The sequence below is a fragment of the Paenibacillus tritici genome, from assembly GCF_013204885.1.
GTDB lineage: Bacteria > Bacillota > Bacilli > Paenibacillales > Paenibacillaceae > Paenibacillus_AQ > Paenibacillus_AQ tritici.
Map to the genome: position 1 here is coordinate 207498 of NZ_JABMKX010000003.1, position 19366 is coordinate 226863.

A 19366-nucleotide genomic window follows, 5' to 3' on the forward strand; every position below is an offset into this window, starting at 1 on the left:
CCATTTGTTTATTCGTATAGCGCTTCCCGCAGACGGGTAGACATGGCAGAGCCTTGTCCCGACTTCAGAATAACCCGCCGCAGTGCCTTATTGCTCCGTTCAAGCTCGGTCAGCTCAGCCAGCAGTTCAGCCAGCAAAATCTCCGTATCCGGGGCCAGCTCCCCCTTCTCCCGAAGCAGGTCCACCCGCTCCTTGTATTGCTCCAATTTCTCTGTCACCCTGACCAACTTCCCTTCTGTTCACATCATTCACCTGCTGAAGACACAATTGGGTTCATTATATCACATCCCGGGCAGGAGCAATGTTTTCACTGGCACCCCCAGGCCCGAATATGATACTCTAGTAAGGTCGCCTTTTTCGGATGAATATTAGACAAGCTGAACAGCGAAAGGATAGATGGACATGGCACAGTTGTTTTTCAGGTATGGAGCTATGAATAGCGGCAAATCCATTGAGATTCTCAAGGTTGCACATAATTACGAAGAGCAGGGCAAGTCGGTGCTCCTCTTCACTCCATCCCTTGACGACCGGGACGAAGTCGGTTATATCTCCTCCCGGATCGGACTGCGCAAGCAGGCCATCCCTATCGACGAGAATACGGATATTTACAGCATCGTCAGCACCAGTCTGCCGAAGCCCCACTGTGTGCTGATTGACGAGTGCCAGTTCCTGAGCAAAGACTGCATCCTTCAGCTGGTGCGTATAGTGGATGAACTTGAGATTCCGGTGATGGCCTTCGGCCTCAAAAATGATTTTCAGAACAACCTGTTCGAGGGCAGCAAATATATGCTGATCTACGCCGACAAGATCGAAGAAATGAAGACTATCTGCTGGTTCTGCGCACGGAAAGCCACGATGGCGCTTCGGGTGGAGAACGGCAAGCCCGTATACAGCGGCAAACAGATTCAGATTGGCGGCAATGAAGCTTATTACCCGGTCTGCCGCAAATGCCACAAGAACCCTCCTTTGTAAAATTACCTTCCGATCCTATTTAGCCTATTGTTATGGATTTTAATCATTTTATAGAGAAAAACACAAAAGGGGCTGTCCCAAAAGCCATGAAATGGCGGCTTGGGACAGCCCTTTGTTTTGGAGTAAGATCAACGTGAGCACTTGGGTGGACGCTGCGTGAACGGACCGTTGTTCCAATCGCTGTGCTCTCCAGATTTTTTTCATTCCCCTTGGCGGTGAAAATCCGGAGACCAAGGCGAACGCTTCCGCTTTTCCACAATCGTTCCGTCCTCTCCGCTGTTTAAGCGGGAAAAGTTTCTAAAATCTTTCTAAAATCACAAAGAGAAACCGGCCTTTGGTAAAATGGAGTTACCATACAACCCTTTCAAAGGAGAGTTTTCTGTACATTCAATAGTCCATGGACCCACTTTGCTTGCCAATGGATCTGGAAGAAGATATCCCGGAAAGTCACCTCGTTCGCGCTCGTGAATGCCGCCGTCAATCGGCTGGACAACGCCATTTTTGACGCTGCCTATCCCGGCGGCGGCCGTGACAGCTACCACTGCCACCAATGACCAAAAACGCAGAGCAGCGATCCTCCAATAACGCGAGAATGGCTGCTCTGCTCACTTTTTGTAGCATTAAGAATGAAGAGAACTGTCTTTCGCCGTAGAAACCTACTTGTGAGACAGTTCCTTTTGATTGTTCAGTCTAATGAATCGCTTGCAGCGCCTTGTGCTCATCTTCCTTATGGACATACAGCTCATGCTGTACCGTTGCCTTGCCTCCGAAGGCGGCCCGCTGGGTGGTCGCAGACATCCCGCCGTTAATCTTGGAACGATGCGGTACGCCTGCTGCCGAGAGGCGGCTTTTGACTCTGAAATATTGTCCTTGGTCAAAGGTGGTGTATATTAATGTGCGCTCCCTCGGGATGAAGAAATGCCAGATGCCTTTCAGTACGCTTGCCATGCGCTCCCCTCCTGTCCCTGTGTAGCCCTCTAGTTCAAATAACGTTCCTGAAGAATCCGCAGATGATGCAGTTCATGTCCGATGATCAGACAGATCTGGGCTCTGACCGACATAGCTATAGTCCCGAAGCTGCCCCTGCGGGTATAGGCATCCTCTGTCAGACTATCTATCAGCGCCAAGGTGGACTCCCGGACAATCCGGTAGTGCGCAATCATCTCCTGCAGCGAGAAGCGGTCGAATTCACCCGCAGCCGCGTAATCATTCTCCTCATACCCCGGCAGCGGCGCCTGCTCTCCCCTGGCGAAACACAGCAATCGGTAGGACATAATGCGGTCGTTATCCGTCAGATGTCCGATGACCTCCTTGATACTCCACTTCTCCGGGGCATAGCGGTACGCGCCTTGCTCCTCCGTCAGTCCGCCGAGCAGAGCGAGTACCTGCCGGGTCTGCTCTCTTAGAATCACTTTCAATTCACCTTCTGGCGGAACCAGGGAAATATATCTGGACTGAAATTCGCTGTATTCGCCTTGTTCTGGACGTCCGATCATGGGAAAACTCCTCTCAAATACATTTTTTAAGAAATATTTGCCGGAAAGTGTCAAAAGCTGTTGTTGAATTTTATCCTATTATGTATAATATCAGGAAGTTAGCAACTTTGGAATTTGGGAGTGTAAGCATGTTGGATTTCGTGCTGTATATGGTATTTTCAATACTGGAAACTTACGCAATGTTTTATTTAGCTTTCAAAGTTTTCAAGATTGATATTTATCCCAAAGAAATGTTATTCGCTGGCGTACTTATGGCATTTGTATCGTACGTTCTCCGTAATGATTATGAATTGATATTAACAGATGTAGCTCTTCAATATCTGTTGACCTTCTGCTTTTTATGGCTTTTGTTTAGAATTCATATTTTTTATGCTGTTTCTATGACTGGCCTAACATACCTTGCCTATATGCTCATTCAGTCCACAAGCTACTTCATTCTGAAATTAACAGGCTTGTACTATCTGGATTTGCCTTATACGACAATGGGTGTTTTTATTCTTCAATTTATTTCTGCTATCTCTGCAATGATTACTGGGTTTTATATAGGCAAAAAGAGAAAAGGATTTGATTTCGTTCCTGACAAACAAAATGTCAAAGTAAACATTGAACTTCGTGAAATCAAAATCTTTATTCTAAGTGCACCATCCTTAATCTTTGTTATATTAATGGTGATCCTAACACAAAGATATTCGCAATATTTCTTCCTCATGCCCATGGTTTATGCCGTTCTGCTCTATGCTTACCTATATCTTTCATATAAAAAGGATCGAACTCACAATGAATTCATTAGCTAATAGAATTGCAATTGCAATCAAAAATGCAAATCCTGAGGAAACCCATTCAGTTGAAGTCATGCAATACTCATTGGGCATTATTTTAAACACACTGTTAATCATAGTGAGTACAGCATTCATAGGTCTTATTTTCGGCCGTTTTGAAGAATGTTTAACCTTTCTGCTATGCTTCTGCATACTACGCCTAACCTCTGGCGGTTTTCATTTAAAGACAGCTATGGCATGTAATATTGTCACTACTTTATTAAGTACCTTGTTACCTTCACTAATTTCCCCTTCAGACTCAGCACTTTGGATCATTAATATTATCAGCTTAGTAATAGTAGTTTTATTTGCTCCAAACCCGGACCAAAATGCAAGAATTCCCACTTCTATATATCCTATATTGAAGTTGGTTTCTATAGTAATAGTATCCTCTAATTTTTTCCTTCATTCGGCTGTAATCGGATTGGCGTTTTTAGTCCAATCATTAACAGTAATTCCTTGGACAAGGGGGGACAACGTTGAAAAAAACTATTGCTAAAAAAGCCTCTGCCGTTCTTGCTGGATCTGCACGTTTCTTTGTTTCAATTATGAAGCCAGCGATTCACAGCCCGGAAGCACCAAAAGAATTGCGTAAGTAATCACACAAGGATGGGGAAAACATGCGTATCTTACTAAACGACGGTTCCTCCCTTAGTATCAGGGAAGAAGATATATTGTATTTCTCCAACCATAAGAATACAATATTCGTCCATACGAAAGAAGGCGAATTTGTTCTCCCCACCACTCTTTCCGATTTATATGCAGCATACGGGGGCATAGGCTTTGAACGTCTTGACCGCAGTAATGTAGTGAACATTGGCAATATTGACGGTTATGATTCGGAACGGAAGATCGTTCTGTTCAATCAAGGAGAACAATTTGCTACTGTATCAGAATCCAATGAATCCAGAATCAAGAAATACCTGAGTACACGCCAAACCGATGTATAAAGGACTTATCTTCTGTCCTTAAAATGTCAAAAAAGAGCGATTCTCCGTTATTGGAGGATCGCTCTTTTTTTGGCTCTGAGAAATTTCACCTTTTGAAATGATTGGATGGTCCCCCGCTTAAACAGCGGAGAGAACGGAACGACCCGCGTAAAAGCGTCAGCGGTCGCCTTTGTCCCCGGATTTTCACCGCTAAGGAGAATCAATAAAATCTGGGGACAACAGCGACCCAAACAACGGTCCGTTTGCGGAGCGTCCATCCAAAGCGCTCCCGTCAATCCTACTCCCCCTCTCCCCAACTCAAAATCAATTATTATCACATATTATCCAACTTATGTAAAGATAAATTCAGAGGGCGAATGACAGCAGACGGATTTTCTTCCAGATGGTACCATTTAAATAGATTCGTATCCTTTGAATAGATATCAAGCGTTCCCTAACACTCTCAACCATGATGGAGGAATTCAATGGAAACTTACTTTCATCCTTCTCCGCGCCCCTCATCACTTGAGCTATTGTCTGACGAACAATTAATAAACATCTATGAATTGGCGCTGGAAGCCAAGGCTTCACCTGACTTTATCCAAATTATCAAGAATGTCCTCACTGTACGGAATCTATCAGACAGAGATCATTACGATGCTTAACCTGTAGTGTTCCAGCCTTTGATCATTCACTATCCAGTCCTACCCTGTTTGTATTAGTATGTTGGCCCGGTACTGCCGGGGTAACATACTTTTTGTTATGCTGAATTGTTTAATTTTTATGTTAATTTCAATATCTTTCCGCTATAATATTCATTGTGTTTGTTACCTATTTTGACAACAGAAGGGATGAAAGATTGCATGAGGCATAATTTACAGCATTTGCTGCATAAAACGTTTCTATCTTCACTCGCACTTACTTTGACTGTGTTGCCCTTAGGCGGAATGTATGCGGCAGCAGCCCCAGCCGACTCCACGATGAAGCTGCGGATTATGGAGACTACGGATATCCACACCAACCTGCTGTCTTATGATTATTACAAAAGCTCCACCGCCCTTACAGTCGGACTGGCCCGGACCGCCAATCTTGTGAAGCAGGCCCGCCAGGAGGCCGCCAATACGCTTCTCGTGGACAACGGAGATCTCATTCAGGGAACTCCGCTAGGAACGTACAAGGCGCTTGTCAGCCCCATCAAGGGCTCTGAGATCCATCCTGTATACAAAGCCATGAATCTGATGGGCTACGACGCGGCCACCTTTGGCAATCATGAATTCAACTACGGCCTGGATTATCTGGAGCAAGCGATCCAAGGTGCCAATTTCCCTTATGTTAACGCCAACGTGTATGTAGATGACAAAGACGGCAATCCCGATAACGATGTCAACAAATACAGCCCTTATAAAATCATTACGAAATCCTACAAAGACGAAGCCGGCGGCGTACAGACGCTGAAGATCGGTGTGCTGGGGCTGGTAACTCCGCAGATCACAGAATGGGATAAGAGCCATCTGGAAGGCAAAGTCATTACCAAGGATATTGTAGCAACCGCAGAGAAGTTCATCCCCCAGATGCGCGCTGCCGGTGCGGATCTGATTATTGCGATGACTCACTCGGGCTTCAGCGGCAATGCCCAGCCTTACGTTAAGGCAGAGGACGCTATTTTCCCGCTGAGCAAGGTTGCCGGTATTGATGCTATTACCTTCTCCCACACGCACAAAGTCTTCCCTGCTGCCGACGAGAAGTCGCTGGATGTGCTCTTCAAGGATGCCTCGGGCAAAATCCTGCCCGGCGTTGACAATGCCAAAGGAACCATCAACGGTGTCCCTGCGGTTCAGGCCGGATACGGCGGCAGTAATCTGGGCCTGATTGATCTGACTCTGGAGAAATCGGGCGGCAAGTGGAAGGTCGCTGCCTCACAATCCTCCACCAAAGCCATCTATGATGCCGTGGCCAAAAAATCTACGGTAGACGCAGATCAGGCCATTGTTGATGCCGTGCAGGCCGATCATGAGGCAACGATTGCCTATGCGAACAGTCCGATAGGTACGACTACCGCGCCGATCTACAGCTACTTCGGGCTGGTGCAGGATGATCCGTCGGTGCAGATCGTTACCACGGCGCAGAAACAGTATGTAGAGAAATACATCGCAGCCAACCTGCCGCAATATGCGGGTATTCCGGTTCTGTCGGTCGGCGCTCCATTCAAGGCCGGACGCAACGGACCGGAAGAGTACACAGACATTCCACAAGGGCCTCTGGCCATTAAGAGTGCCGGTGACCTCTATCTGTACGACAATACCCTGAAGGCGATTCTGGTGAAGGGCTCGGTCGTCAAGGAATGGCTGGAGATGTCTGCCGGCAAATTCAATCAGATTGACCCGTCTAGAACAGAGGCGCAGGAGCTGCTGAACTCCTCCTTCGCGGTCTACAACTTCGACATCATCGACGGTGTAACGTATCAGGTAGATGTAACCAAGGCAGCCAAGTACAAGCCGGACGGCTCCGTGAATGACGCTTCCTCCAGCCGGATCATCAACCTGCAGTACAACGGCAAAGCGATTGATCCGAATCAGGATTTCATCATGGCCACCAATAACTACCGTGCAAGCGGCGGCGGGAACTTCCCTGGTGTCAAAGGCAGCAAATACATCATCGACTCACCGGATGAGAACCGCCAGATTCTGATGGATTACATTACGGCGAGCAAGACCATTAATCCGTCCGCTGACAACAACTGGTCGATTGCTCCGGTCCCGGGTAATGTGAAGGTTACCTTCACTTCATCGCCTAAGGCGGAAGTCTATGCCAAGACAACAGATAATATTGCCTATACCGGCCAAATGGATGACAAAGGCTTCGGCATCTTCACCCTTGATGTAAGCAAATCGGTAACCCCCGAGGTTCCTGTGACCGATCCGCCTGCTGAACAGCCGGCAATTCCTGTATTCACAGATGTTCCTGTGACGCACTGGGCGGCAGGTTACATCAACAAGCTGGCTGAAGACAAGATCATCTCCGGCAAAACTGCCGATACCTTTGATCCGAACGGTCTGGTCACCCGCGCAGAATTCGCCAGTCTGCTGACCAAAGCCCTGAAGCTGAAGGTCAATGTCTCAACAGCCTTCACGGATGTACCAGCGTCTGCGTGGTATGCGGGGGCCGTTGCTGCAGCGCATGAGAACAAGCTGGTTAGCGGTGTAACCGCCAATACCTTCGCTCCCAATCAGTCCATTACCCGTGAACAGATGGCCGTTATGGTGAAGCAGGGGCTTGATCTGCGCGCTGGCAAAATATTAACCGCAGGTGCAGCGCTCCACTTCAGCGATTCTGCCTCCATCAGCGCCTGGGCGACCACCGCTGTAGCCGTCGCTGCCGATAAGAAGATTATTGCCGGACGCACAGATGGCAGCTTTGCCCCTAAGGCGACTGCTACCCGGGCTGAAGCGGCCAAAGTAATCTCCAATCTGTTATCTGCTTCTGTAAAGTAAACATTCCAATGAACAGATTACAAGGAAAAATCGCTGTAGTCACAGGGGCGAGCCGTCCCGGCGGAATCGGGGCGGCCATCTGCCGGGCATTGGCCGCTGAAGGAGCCAGCCTATTTTTCACCCATCTGTATGACTATGATCAAAGCAATAATCCAAGTGATGCCGATGAAAGCTGGCCTGAGCTTTTCGCTAAGGAGCTGCGCCAATTCGGTGTACAAGCTGAACATATGAAGCTGGATCTTGCCATGCCGGGTGCAGGCTCCTTACTGCTGGACGAAGCCAGCCAAGCACTGGGTTCTCCGACCATACTCGTCAACAATGCCGCGTATAGCGTCGATGCAGATTTCAGGCAATTGAACGAGGCGCTCATCGACGCACACTGTGCGGTGAATATCCGGGGAACATTCATGTTATCCGCAGAATTCGCCCGCAGGTTCGAGGCAGAACACACTTCCTCTTCCTCCCCCGGCACGTTCGGCGGACGAATTATTAACCTGACTTCTGGTCAGGGGAAGGGGCCGATGCCCGGAAACCTTGCTTATGCTGCTACCAAAGGCGCCATCTCTGTTTTCACCGAATCTCTGGCCGCAGAGCTGGCACCGCTTGGCATCACCGTAAATGCTGTGGATCCCGGACCCACCGACTCCGGCTGGATGTCTGATGAGGTCAAGCAAGCGCTGCTGCCCCAATTCCCAATGGGCCGGATCGGTATTCCTGAAGATGCAGCACGCCTGATCACTTTTCTCGCCAGCGATGATGCCGGGTGGATTACCGGTCAGATCATTCACTCCAGAGGCGGTTTTTAACCAAACCGCAGCCGCATCGGACGCCAAAAAGCCATCCTCCGCATCAGTGCGGGGATGGCTTTTTGGGATATACGGTCTATTCGATAATTTCTGTCTTGAAGACATTCTCCAGCTTACCGCCGAGCCGCTTCTTGAGGGGAACCTTGATATCGCGTCCCAGCTCCTTGAAGAAGGTCTCTGCATCGCATTTCACGTTCTGGGCCAAGGCAATAACGGTTCCGTCGCCAACGATATTCTGGTTCACTTCAAGCGGTACATCCACTTCAATATCGTATTTTTTGCTAAGCGTCTTGATGTATCTTGCAAAAATCTCCAGCAGCTCATCGTTATTAAAATTCTCGATTGCAGCTTTTCCTTTGCTGGTAAACTTCATATTGATTCTCATGTTTCGTATCCCCTTTTCTGTCTAACCATTTGTAGTTTGTTTATGGATCAAGATGAATAGATGGCTGCAAGAAAGGGCAACATTATTCATTTTTGAAGCTAGCTAAGCCAGGCCCTTCTTTACTTATATACGCCCTTGATCTGCTGAACTTTGAACTGGGCGAATTCCTTCAAGGACTGAATAACCAGATCCTGTTCCTCTTCCTTCAGCTCATAAATGCCTTCACGCAGCCATTCTCCGAATAAGTACGCTTGGCGGCCCTGACGAGGCTGTCGGCGCAAGCTGTCCAGACTTCCTTCGAACTTATCGTTCAGCACATCGGTCAGGTTGTATTTCTCGATCTTCTCTATTACCATTCCTGCCCCATATTCCGTTTCATAAACGATAACTTCGTCAGAATCAAAGGAAACGTATGACGTTTCTTTGTCTTCCTTCGCCCGGAATTCCTTCAGCTTGTTGAACGCCGTTTCGTAAATGTAATCCTGGGACTGATTATGCTGTGGCAGCTTATATCCCTGCTTGAGCGTCTTGATGTATTCAATATCAGGCATATAATCTGCCAGATGATACATCCGGTTCTTAAGATCCCCACCAAGTGCCTCAATGATCTTATCGAGGTTATCCTTCAGCGGAATACTCTCCCCCCGTTCAATCTTACTGAGCTGTGAATAGCTGATGCCGCTCTTCTCTTCAAGCCCCCTTAGGGTTAATCCTCGGGCTTTGCGGAAGTGCCGGATGAAATTCCCCAGCTCATCGGGGTAATTATCGAAATCGTTCATAAGAGCCACCTCTACCTATATCATAACACAAGACAACAATTTGTGTTTCATAATAACAATTGTTTGTGTAAATTCTTTGGACGAGAATCATTAAATCCCCGGGATGGCCCCTTAAGTACAATATATGCGCTGGCACCCCGCTCTAATTGTATGGATGTAATTTCCATAATTGAGAACAGGTTTGTTCTGATTTCCTTATTCTCTCAAATACGTCCCATTCTTATCCGATAAAAACTAATGTAAACATAAAACCACAACTGGAGGAATGTTCATGTCTTACACAATGGAAGTCAATGTTGCCAAAAACCAGGTGATCGTTAGAGCTTATGGACTTACAGAAAGTGACGTACCTGCATACATATCCGATTTCGAGAACGCGCTGCAGAAGCTGAAGCCAGGATTCACCGGAGTAACCGATGTAACGGGTTCCCCGACAGTACTCTCGCCTGAAGTAGCCGCTCTGCTCGCCCCCACCGGTGACCGCGCTATTGAGGCAGGGGTTGGCGGCTGGGTATACGTCGCAGACTCCCCGGTATGGAAAATGCAAATGAAGCGATTGTTCGGCAAATTCGCCGTTCATTACCCTACCTACGAAGAAGCCGATGCTTACCTGAACAGCCTGGGCAACCAGGCGGTTAATTGAGAGATAGAACAGGGTAATTGAGACATACGCGAATTTGTATGGAGCTGGAGCAGGAATTAATTGAAAAAGTTAATATCATTGCATACAACTAAGCCCCTAAGAGGATGTCTCAGGGGCTTAGTTGTTATAATTAAAATTCCTTTTCTGAATCATAAATTACATTTCCTGATTTAACAGCCAATCCGGTAACAAGCTGCTATAGATTCCACATGTAATGACCCAGGTGTTTTTTGAAAAAAGCCACTCACGAATGGGACCTATGTTAGCATACCAAACCTGAAACTGGCTCTCTAAGAGGTAGGAGTGTAAGGGATTGATTGGTATTAATAACTGGGTGGTGCCAGCTATGCTTGCGTCGCCTTTTTCATATTTAAAATTTAAAATTTGGAATTTTAGCATTTTTTCTTTTATTATATAATAAATAACATCTTCTAGGAGTCAGAACCATGGACAAAATGAAAAAAGAGTTGGTATTAAATCTTTTGGGTGTTTCCTTAGTACTAAGTTTATTGTATAGTTTTTTAATTGTGAATGTAGATAATCAATTAGTGACTGAAGCACCATACGTAAGTGATCCTGGTGGAGCAGTTATATTCGTGTATTTCTTTCTAATATTATACGTAATGCATCTTGTAATTAGCTTAGTTGGCTTTGCTGTTAAAAAAAGTACTAAGAGTTCTTTGTTTAAGAGACTCTTCTTTTTTAATGTCATAGGGCTAATTATAATTGGAATCGTTTATTTTATTGTTAAAGAAGGAATCGTATTCTTTTTGATTTTTTCTCTCGCCGTATACTCTCTAATCTCTGTAATCAATCATCGTATGGACTAATTGTCCGCAGTACAATTTTAATGTTTGCTCATAACTTGCCAATAAAAAACCGCCTTTTATTGGATTTTTGGAAACCCAATAAATAGCGGTATATATAGCTCATGGTAAAAAACATTTATCGGTTTAAATTGACCATTTTCCGATGTATATCGGTATTCTTGCATTACCTCAAATATCGAAATCCCCCATTAAACCCTTCACTTATCCTTATCCTAACCCTTTCAAGACACCTTATGCTCAATGCGCAGCTTGTCGGCTACCATGGCAATAAATTCCGAGTTAGTTGGCTTGGATTTGGAGATATTAATGGTATAGCCGAACAGGAGGGAGATGCTGTCGATGTTGCCGCGCGTCCAGGCGACTTCAATCGCATGACGGATGGCGCGCTCTACACGGGATGGCGTTGTCTTGAATTTCTCGGCAATGGCAGGATATAGCGTCTTGGTAATGGCTCCAAGGATCTCAATATTATTATAGACCATGGTGATGGCTTCACGCAGGTACTGGTATCCTTTGATATGGGCAGGTACGCCGATTTCATGAATGATCGAGGTGATGTTGGCATCCAGATTCTTGCCTTTGGACAGCGGAACCACATTACTGGAAGATCTGGAAGAAGAGTAGCCGGACATGCTTGCAGAAGTGCTCATGCTGCCCTGTGTGCCCACAAGCTGACGCACCCGGTTCGCCAGAACCTCCATATCAAACGGTTTCAGAATATAATAAGAAGCTCCAAGCTGAACGGCCCGTTGGGTAATATTCTCCTGTCCGAAGGCGGTCAGCATAATGATCTTGGGTTGAGGGTTCAGATCCATATCACGCAGGCGTTCCAGAACGCCAAGGCCGTCCAGATGTGGCATAATGATATCTAGAATAAGGACATCGGGAATTTTGCGCGCTCCGCTAAGCATTTGAAGCACTTCTTCCCCATTATAGGCGATGCCTGTCACGGTCATATCTTCTTGTTCGGTAATGTACTCGGCAAGCAAGTTCGTGAACTCCCTGTTATCATCGGCCAACAATATTTCAATATTCTGCACTGGCTGCTTCCTCCTCATTTATATCTGCTATTCAGAAAATAATGATCATCTTCTCTCCCTATAAGTTTCGACTAAGTTTCGACATCTGGATTGAATATCCTTCTGTCGAAAATTATTTTTCTTTATTTTTTTTGGACGTTGATTTATAATTAAATATTTTGTTTCACGATTCGATGTTAATCGGCGCTCTTCGACAAAAAAATCTTAAGGCTAAACCGCCTTAAGATTGTATTGAGGCTCCTGATCTTGTTGAACTACACCGGAATCCCTCAGCATCCATTCAATGAAGCAGCCATAACCCGACTTCGGATCATTGACGAATACGTGAGTTACCGCACCGATCAGCCGGCCGTTCTGGACAATCGGGCTGCCGCTCATCCCCTGGACAATCCCTCCGGTCTTATCAAGCAGACGGGAGTCAGTGATGCGCAGCACCATTCCTTTGGTCGCAGGAGTCTGCTGACGGGCTACATGAATAATCTCCACATTGAAGCGTTCGACCTGCTGACCATCGACTACCGTGAGAATCTGCGCCGGGCCTTCCTTCACTTCAGTGCTCATGGCTACCGGAATCGGTTCCTGATACAGGCTGTGCTCGGGATTGCGGGTCATTTTGCCGAAGATGCCGAAATCGGTGTTGCTCTCTACATTGCCGAGCACCTGGCTTTCCTTCAGAAAATGGGCCCGTTTCTCGCCCGGATCACCGTCCTGGCTTTTGGAGATGGAGGTGACACTGGACTGCACGATATGCCCGCTGCCCACCACGATTGGAGTTCCTGTGTTCATGTCGGTTATAACATGTCCAAGTGCCCCGTACACCCCTTGCTTCGGAGCATAGAAAGTGAGTGTCCCAACACCTGCCGCAGAATCACGGATGTAGAGGCCCAGCCGCCACACCTTGTCCGTGCGGTCATAGGCGGGCTTAAGCTGAGCTGTATGCTCTTTACCGCCGCGTTTGTACACAATGCTTAGGGAATTATTGCTTTTACCTGCATGCTCTACCAGCTTCGCGACCTTGGATACCTCGTCCAGCTTCACTCCGTTAATGGAGATCATCAGATCCCCCGGCATAAGGCCGCTGTTCTCACCGGGTGAAGTCTTGGACTGCTCCGATACTTCAATCAGATGATGCCCTACAACCAGCACGCCTGCTGACTTCACCTTCACGCCAATGGTTTGGCCTCCGGGGATGACCTTAAGCTCACTCCCGGTCCCCTGTACCGCCTTAAGCGGCTGATGTTCAAGTGGTGCTGCCTGGATCTGCGCGGGTCCCGTTATGCCTGATAAGCTGAGAAAGAAGGCAAATAAAAGGCCGGGCAAAAACTTCCTGAGGTTAGGCTTCAATGGCTGTCACGCTCCCTTTTGCTTCTTTCGCTTGACGAAAAAGGTGGTCGCCAATTGCGTACCTATAAGATAACCTTGCCCCCAGGCTTTTATTACTGTCAATCATTGTCCCGCTTAGCTTACAGCTGCCTTGCTGGCCTCGGCCAGACCCAGCATCTCCTGTGCGTGATGCAATGTTTTTTCGGTAATTTCCACACCACCCAGCATCCGGGCCAGCTCCATCACCCGGCCTTCTGCCGAGAGGGAGTCCACTTCGGTCATCGTGCGTCCGTCTTCGACTTTTTTGACAATGAGGTATTGATGATCTGCCATACAGGCCACCTGCGGCAGGTGGGTAATGGAGAACACCTGGCAAGTGAAGGATAGCTTGAACAATTTATCTGCGATGGACTGGGCTGCACGCCCGCTGACCCCGGTATCCACTTCGTCGAAGATCAGAACAGGAATGGCATCATGCCGGGCAAAAATACTTTTCATCGCCAGCATGATCCGTGACAGCTCACCGCCGGAGGCGATTTTGCCCAACGGACGCAAAGGCTCACCCGGATTCGGGGAGATCATGAACTCAGCGCTGTCGATCCCCTGCCGGGTCAGACGGTAACGCCGCCCTTCATACTCCATCCCGCGCGGGTCTTCGAGCGTATCCATCTTGACCTGAAGTGAGGTCCGCTCCATCTGCAGATCCTTCAGCTCACTCTCCACTTGGGAAGCGAGCTCCGTCGCACACTGCCGCCGCGCTGCGCTTAGGACCCGGGCCGCTTTCATTAAGGTGCTGAGCAGGTCATCGCGTTTGGCCGTTAATTTCTCAATGTATTCATCCTTATTCTCCAGAAGATCGGTCTCCCGCTGAATCTGCTCATAATATTCCAGAATCTGCTCCACGCTGTCCCCGTATTTACGCCGCAGTCCGGTGATCAGATCCAGACGGTTCTCAATGTCCTCCAGCCGGGCCGGATTGAATTCGATCTCTTCCCTGTAGTCACGCAGTTGAAACGCTACATCCTCCAGCTGGTAATAAGATGATTGCAATTGCTCGAAAACTGCCCTTAAGCCCTTCTCGTCATACCGGATTGCATCCTCCAGCTTGGAAATGACACTTCCAATGGACTCCAGCCCTTGCCTGTCATACAGCAGCTCGTATGCGCCGGATACTGAATCCATCATTTTCTCACTGTGGGATAGTTTTACCCGTTCTTCGGCAAGTAATTCATCTTCTCCCGGTTTTAGTCCCGCAGCAGAAATTTCCTCAAGCTGAAAACGGTACAAATCCAGCATCTGATACGCTTTTTGGCTGGTTTCCTGAAGTTCCCGGAGTTCTTTTTCCACTTTGGCAAAGGCCGTATATTTCTCCTGATAATCCGCTTTGAGCGGACCAATCACAGCTTCTCCATAGGTATCCAGCAATCCCAGGTGACGTTCTGCCTTCAGCAGATTCTGATGCTCATGCTGTCCGTGGATATTGACCAGCAGCTCGCCGATTTCACGCAGCATGCTCAGGTTGACCATTTGGCCGTTCACCCGTGAAGTGCTTTTGCCCTGGGAGGTAATCTCCCGGCGGATCACCAGATGCTCTTCGCGCTCTGCTCCGATGCCAAGCCGCTCCAGCGTATCCCAGACCGGATGACCTCCCGGCAGACTGAAAAGCGCTTCCATTTCCGCCTTGTCACACCCATACCGGATAGAGTCCGCTGAACCGCGGCCTCCGGCAATGAGCGCAAGCGCATCAATGATGATCGACTTCCCTGCACCGGTCTCCCCTGTAAGGACATGGAACCCCGGATAAAAGTGCACATCCACCGCCTCAACAACGGCCAGATTGCGTATAGACAATGTTTCTAACACGATTACAGCACCCCCGAAAAGATGATCGCTTATCTCTCCATAATCAGTCTTACGATATATATCCCATAATTTGTGCAATGACGTTCTTACTGTCTTCCGGCTGGCGGCAGATAATCAGAATCGTATCGTCCCCTGAGATGGTGCCCATAATTTGCGGCCAGTCGATATTATCAATCAGTGCAGCCACGGAATTCGCCGTTCCCGGAAGGCACTTCATCACGACGAGATTCGCGGAATAGTCGATCTGTACAAAGTTGTCCACCAGCACCCGCTTCAGCTTCTGGGTCGGGTTGTAACGCTGGTCCGTAGGCAGAGAATATTTGTAACGCCCGTCATCCATAGGCACTTTAATGAGCAGCAGTTCCTTGATATCGCGGGATACGGTAGCCTGGGTGACTTGAAATCCGGCTTCGCGCAGAGCTTCCACCAGATCATCCTGGGTTTCGATTTCCATTTGCGATATAATTTCTCTTATTTTGATGTGCCTGTGTCCCTTCATTGTTGCCTCCTGTATTTATATTGTGCTTAGCTGGATTCCCCGTCGTCCTTACCGAAATTGATCACATGAATGTTGGAATTCACCGTATCCACATACAATACACCGCTGCAATCCGGATAAATCAGCAGATAAGGAAGCAAGGTGTCGCGCAGGCCGCTGCCGGTGAATTCAAGCTCCTTGCGGGGACGCGACAGGATCACCAGATAGTAATGCTCCTCATTCTTGAGGGCTACATAATCAATAAACAGCCTGCTGTACATCGGTGCGCCATTCACCTGAAAAGACAGCGGGATCTTCAGCTTGCCGCCGACCACCTCATAACCGGCATCCTCCAGCAGACCGATGCACGGATGGCGCTGGATCACCTTGTTGATCGGCACCCGGTCCTTCAGGAAGGACTGCGGAGAGCCTTGCAGCCAGATGTAGATTCTGTAAATGATAAAGATTGCCGCCGCCAGTCCCATAAGTGCCACTACGGCCTTGTCCGAGCTCGCCACTCCCATCACCTCGGTGAATTATTCGCGTGAGGGCGGGTGAAATCCTGCAAATTCTTATTCTTGCAGCAAAAGAAACTCATCGCTTCGATGAGTTTCCCTGGTTCGCAGCGCTAAAGGTTGCATTCGCTTCCTTAATAACGGAATCTGCAAGCGCGGCGAAATTATTCGGCTGTGCTTCAGCCGCAGAAGGCTGCTCCACGGAAGTACCCTCCGCAGCTTCAGGCAGCAGCTTCCAGTGTGCCAGAAATTCGATATTCCCTTCCCCTCCGGTAATCGGCGAGAAGGTCAGCCCTTCCAGTCTGTAGCCCAGGTCAGCCGCCATGGAGAGCACGTTGACAAGCACTTCTCTGTGAACAGCCGATTCGCGCACCACTCCCGACTTGCCCACCTTCTCACGGCCGGCTTCGAACTGCGGCTTGATCAGCGCAGCGATGTCGGCGGGGCGGTTCAGCAGCGCCTTAAGCGGCGGCAGAATAATCTTCAGCGAGATGAACGACACATCAATACTGGCAAAGTCAGGCACAGGCCCCTTGAGATCAGGCGGGGTCATGTAACGGAAATTGGTCTGCTCCATGACGGTTACGCGCTCATCACTTCGCAGGCTCCAGTCCAGCTGATTCTGGCCCACATCAATTGCATACACATGGCTCGCACCATTCTGGAGCGCACAGTCGGTGAAGCCGCCTGTGGAGGAGCCGATATCCAGCATAATCCGCCCGTTCAGTGCAATGCCGAACTGCCGCAGGGCCTTCTCCAGCTTCAGGCCGCCCCGGCTGACATAGGGATGCACCGCTCCCTTGACTCTCAGGACAGAGCTGCGCAGCACCTTCATTCCCGGCTTCTCGATCCGTTCTTCATTCGCCAGGACAAGGCCGGCCATTATGGCCGCTTTGGCCTTCTCCCGGCTGTCGTAGAATCCTTGTTCCACTAACAGTACATCTATTCTTTCCTTAGGGTGTTCCATGTTCATCTCCCGATCACTGCAGTCCGGCTTCCATCACTGTTGTCAGGAGGTGGAAGTTGACTTATAAGTATAAGTGCTGAGTGCCTTCATCGCCTTGATTCGCCCGCACAACGCTTCAACGGTCAGCCCTGTCTCCTGGCGCTGCTCTTTGATCGAGCCATGTTCGACAAAACTATCCGGTATCCCCATCAGGTGGACACGGGCATCATAAATTTCGTGCTCCGCATAGAATTCCAGCACTGCACTGCCCAGACTGCCCGCCTGGCTTGCTTCTTCCAGCACCACCATGCTGGTTCCGGCATGTGCGAGATCCAGCAGCATGGAGTTATCCAGCGGCTTCAGGAAGCGGGCATTCACTACACCGACCTGAATGCCTTCACGTTTCAGCAGCTCAGCAGCCTCTTCAGCCACCTGAACCATCGGCCCGCAGGCAAGCACCGCATAATCATCACCGGCGCGCAGCCGCTCCCAGGTGCCAATAGGCAGGCTGTGAAGCTCTGCATCCAGTGCCACGCCTGTGCCGTTAATCCGCGGATAGCGGAAAGCGATTGGTCCATCATCATAATCCAGCGCCGTCTTCATCATGTGGCGCAGCTCATTCTCGTCCTTCGGCATCATCAGTACCAGGTTGGGAATGTGACGCATGAAGGCGATATCGTAGACGCCCTGATGGGTCTCCCCGTCAGCGCCCACGAAGCCCGCACGGTCAATGGCGAACATAACATTGGCATTATGACGGCAGATATCATGAACAATCTGATCATACGCCCGCTGCATGAAGGTGGAATAGACGGCAAAGACCGGCTTCATTCCCTCCATGGCCAGCGCCGCACACAAGGTGGCGGCATGCTGCTCGGCAATCCCGACATCAATCATCCGGCCCGGGAACTCCTTAGCGAACGGGAACAGTCCCGAACCGCCCGGCATCGCCGGGGTTACGGCTACCAGCCGTTTGTCTTGATGCCCCAGTTCAATCAGTGTCTGTCCGAACACCTCGGTGTACATCGGATTGCCGACGGCCTGAAGCACCTGGCCTGATTCGATTTTGTAAGGGGAGATGCCATGCCATTTATAAGAATCGACTTCCGCCGGCTTGTAGCCCTTGCCCTTGGTGGTCAGTACATGCACCAGAACCGGGCCGGTTACATTATCCGCCTGGTGGAAGGTATCAATCATCTTCTCCAGGTCATGACCGTCCACCGGTCCGAGATAAGTGAATCCGAGCTCCTCGAACAGAACGCCGGGAACCAGCATATTCTTCAGGCCGTCCTTCACATTCTGCGCCGTCTTCGCCAGCCGTCCGCCAATGGCCGGAATCTTCTTCAGCAGGCCTTCCACCTCATCCTTCGCCCGCAGATAGTGGCGGTCCGAACGGATTTTGCTCAAATAATTATGCATCGCCCCTACATTCGGAGCAATCGACATTTCATTATCATTAAGGATAACCATCAGCTTGCGGCCCTCATGGCCAATATGGTTCAGGGCTTCAAAAGCCATCCCGCCGGTAAGGGCACCGTCGCCGATCACGGCAATTACCTTATTGTCCCCGCCCTTCAAATCACGGGCCATCGCCATACCCATGGCTGCAGACAAAGAGGTACTGCTGTGTCCGGCTTCCCAGACATCATGCTCGCTCTCTGTACGCTTGACGAAGCCGCATAATCCGCCATGCTTGCGCAGGGAATCGAACCGGTCCTGGCGGCCGGTTAATATTTTGTGGACATACGCCTGATGCCCTACGTCATAAATCATTTTGTCACGTGGACTGTCATAACAGTAGTGCAGGGCCAGTGTAAGCTCCACGACGCCCAGATTGGATGCGAGATGCCCCCCTGTTACAGACAGCTTCTCGATCAGAAACTGGCGGATCTCCTCCGCAAGTGCAGCCAGTTCCCCGACTGATAGAGATTTAAGTTGCTGAGGATCATTTATTTGTGGAAGCAGCACGAGTATTCCCCGCTTTCCTAGATGTTGTAAAATATAAACCCCATTATAACACAAACGAAACGGCTGTCGAAACACAGCCGTTCC

23 protein-coding genes are annotated in these 19366 nt (G+C 49.1%); 10 read left to right on the plus strand and 13 right to left on the minus strand.

Annotated features, from left to right (window positions below):
- Positions 1-8: 8 nt before the first annotated feature.
- The gene (locus tag HQN87_RS06370; RefSeq protein WP_173129469.1) at positions 9-218 is read right to left on the minus strand and encodes a hypothetical protein; all 210 of its coding nucleotides are present in this window, start codon (positions 216-218) and stop codon (positions 9-11) included.
- 184 nt (positions 219-402) lie between these two features.
- Between HQN87_RS06370 and HQN87_RS06375 the strand changes: the two genes are divergently transcribed.
- Positions 403-972, plus strand: coding sequence for a thymidine kinase (locus HQN87_RS06375; protein ID WP_173129472.1), 570 nt, complete (start codon positions 403-405; stop codon positions 970-972).
- A gap of 314 nt (positions 973-1286) precedes the next feature.
- Here the strand turns inward: HQN87_RS06375 and HQN87_RS32040 are convergent, their stop codons facing one another.
- The 3 genes from HQN87_RS32040 to HQN87_RS06385 form a co-directional block, all read right to left on the minus strand.
- Entirely contained in the window at positions 1287-1520 is a 234-nt protein-coding gene (locus HQN87_RS32040; protein ID WP_216857170.1) for a hypothetical protein, read from the minus strand.
- Positions 1521-1662: 142 nt separating this feature from the next.
- Complete coding sequence (locus tag HQN87_RS06380) at positions 1663-1920, minus strand: hypothetical protein (protein ID WP_173129476.1); 258 nt, start codon at positions 1918-1920, stop codon at positions 1663-1665.
- Between the two features lie 29 nt (positions 1921-1949).
- Complete coding sequence (locus HQN87_RS06385) at positions 1950-2468, minus strand: DinB family protein (RefSeq protein WP_173129480.1); 519 nt, start codon at positions 2466-2468, stop codon at positions 1950-1952.
- Positions 2469-2596: 128 nt separating this feature from the next.
- Between HQN87_RS06385 and HQN87_RS06390 the strand changes: the two genes are divergently transcribed.
- The 7 genes from HQN87_RS06390 (at position 2597) to HQN87_RS06420 (ending at position 8512) form a co-directional block, all read left to right on the plus strand.
- Positions 2597-3262, plus strand: coding sequence for a hypothetical protein (locus tag HQN87_RS06390; protein WP_173129483.1), 666 nt, complete (start codon positions 2597-2599; stop codon positions 3260-3262).
- Positions 3246-3785, plus strand: a complete 540-nt coding sequence (locus HQN87_RS06395) for an accessory gene regulator ArgB-like protein (RefSeq protein ID WP_173129486.1) — start codon at positions 3246-3248, stop codon at positions 3783-3785. The genes HQN87_RS06390 and HQN87_RS06395 overlap by 17 nt, the downstream gene beginning before the upstream one ends.
- Positions 3766-3885 carry a cyclic lactone autoinducer peptide gene (locus tag HQN87_RS06400; protein WP_173129489.1) on the plus strand — a complete coding sequence of 40 codons (120 nt, stop codon included), beginning with the start codon at positions 3766-3768 and terminating at the stop codon, positions 3883-3885. The genes HQN87_RS06395 and HQN87_RS06400 overlap by 20 nt, the downstream gene beginning before the upstream one ends.
- A 21-nt stretch (positions 3886-3906) precedes the next feature.
- A complete protein-coding gene (locus HQN87_RS06405) occupies positions 3907-4236 on the plus strand; it encodes a LytTR family DNA-binding domain-containing protein (protein WP_173129492.1) in 330 nt (109 codons plus the stop codon).
- Between the two features lie 464 nt (positions 4237-4700).
- Positions 4701-4880 carry a sporulation histidine kinase inhibitor Sda gene (locus HQN87_RS06410; RefSeq protein ID WP_173129495.1) on the plus strand — a complete coding sequence of 60 codons (180 nt, stop codon included), beginning with the start codon at positions 4701-4703 and terminating at the stop codon, positions 4878-4880.
- 198 nt (positions 4881-5078) lie between these two features.
- Positions 5079-7706, plus strand: a complete 2628-nt coding sequence (locus HQN87_RS06415) for a bifunctional 2',3'-cyclic-nucleotide 2'-phosphodiesterase/3'-nucleotidase (RefSeq protein ID WP_436836457.1) — start codon at positions 5079-5081, stop codon at positions 7704-7706.
- 8 nt (positions 7707-7714) lie between these two features.
- Positions 7715-8512 carry an SDR family oxidoreductase gene (locus HQN87_RS06420; protein WP_173129500.1) on the plus strand — a complete coding sequence of 266 codons (798 nt, stop codon included), beginning with the start codon at positions 7715-7717 and terminating at the stop codon, positions 8510-8512.
- A 76-nt stretch (positions 8513-8588) separates the two neighbouring features.
- Here the strand turns inward: HQN87_RS06420 and HQN87_RS06425 are convergent, their stop codons facing one another.
- Together HQN87_RS06425 and HQN87_RS06430 are read right to left on the minus strand one after the other, a co-directional pair.
- Entirely contained in the window at positions 8589-8897 is a 309-nt protein-coding gene (locus tag HQN87_RS06425) for a hypothetical protein (RefSeq protein WP_173129503.1), read from the minus strand.
- Positions 8898-9016: 119 nt separating this feature from the next.
- Positions 9017-9676, minus strand: a complete 660-nt coding sequence (locus tag HQN87_RS06430) for a helix-turn-helix domain-containing protein (protein ID WP_173129506.1) — start codon at positions 9674-9676, stop codon at positions 9017-9019.
- 271 nt (positions 9677-9947) lie between these two features.
- Here HQN87_RS06430 and HQN87_RS06435 point away from each other — a divergent pair, with 271 nt between their 5' ends.
- Both HQN87_RS06435 and HQN87_RS06440 read left to right on the plus strand, forming a co-directional pair.
- Positions 9948-10319, plus strand: a complete 372-nt coding sequence (locus HQN87_RS06435) for a hypothetical protein (RefSeq protein WP_173129509.1) — start codon at positions 9948-9950, stop codon at positions 10317-10319.
- Between the two features lie 446 nt (positions 10320-10765).
- Positions 10766-11149, plus strand: coding sequence for a hypothetical protein (locus HQN87_RS06440; protein WP_173129513.1), 384 nt, complete (start codon positions 10766-10768; stop codon positions 11147-11149).
- A gap of 221 nt (positions 11150-11370) precedes the next feature.
- Here HQN87_RS06440 and spo0A read toward each other — a convergent pair whose 3' ends face one another.
- From spo0A to dxs, 7 genes are all read right to left on the minus strand, one after another.
- Positions 11371-12189, minus strand: coding sequence for a sporulation transcription factor Spo0A (spo0A, locus tag HQN87_RS06445; RefSeq protein WP_173129516.1), 819 nt, complete (start codon positions 12187-12189; stop codon positions 11371-11373).
- Positions 12190-12399: 210 nt separating this feature from the next.
- Entirely contained in the window at positions 12400-13533 is a 1134-nt protein-coding gene (gene spoIVB / locus HQN87_RS06450) for a SpoIVB peptidase (RefSeq protein WP_173129519.1), read from the minus strand.
- A gap of 114 nt (positions 13534-13647) precedes the next feature.
- Positions 13648-15375 carry a DNA repair protein RecN gene (gene recN / locus HQN87_RS06455; RefSeq protein ID WP_173129522.1) on the minus strand — a complete coding sequence of 576 codons (1728 nt, stop codon included), beginning with the start codon at positions 15373-15375 and terminating at the stop codon, positions 13648-13650.
- A gap of 49 nt (positions 15376-15424) precedes the next feature.
- Positions 15425-15874, minus strand: coding sequence for a transcriptional regulator AhrC/ArgR (gene ahrC / locus HQN87_RS06460; protein WP_173129525.1), 450 nt, complete (start codon positions 15872-15874; stop codon positions 15425-15427).
- A gap of 26 nt (positions 15875-15900) precedes the next feature.
- Positions 15901-16338 (minus strand): hypothetical protein, encoded by a 438-nt coding sequence (locus HQN87_RS06465; RefSeq protein WP_254075398.1) that lies wholly within the window; start codon positions 16336-16338, stop codon positions 15901-15903.
- A 109-nt stretch (positions 16339-16447) separates the two neighbouring features.
- Positions 16448-17335 (minus strand): TlyA family RNA methyltransferase, encoded by an 888-nt coding sequence (locus tag HQN87_RS06470; protein WP_173129531.1) that lies wholly within the window; start codon positions 17333-17335, stop codon positions 16448-16450.
- 42 nt (positions 17336-17377) lie between these two features.
- The gene (dxs, locus tag HQN87_RS06475; protein WP_173129534.1) at positions 17378-19282 is read right to left on the minus strand and encodes a 1-deoxy-D-xylulose-5-phosphate synthase; all 1905 of its coding nucleotides are present in this window, start codon (positions 19280-19282) and stop codon (positions 17378-17380) included.
- Between the last annotated feature and the right edge of the window lie 84 nt (positions 19283-19366).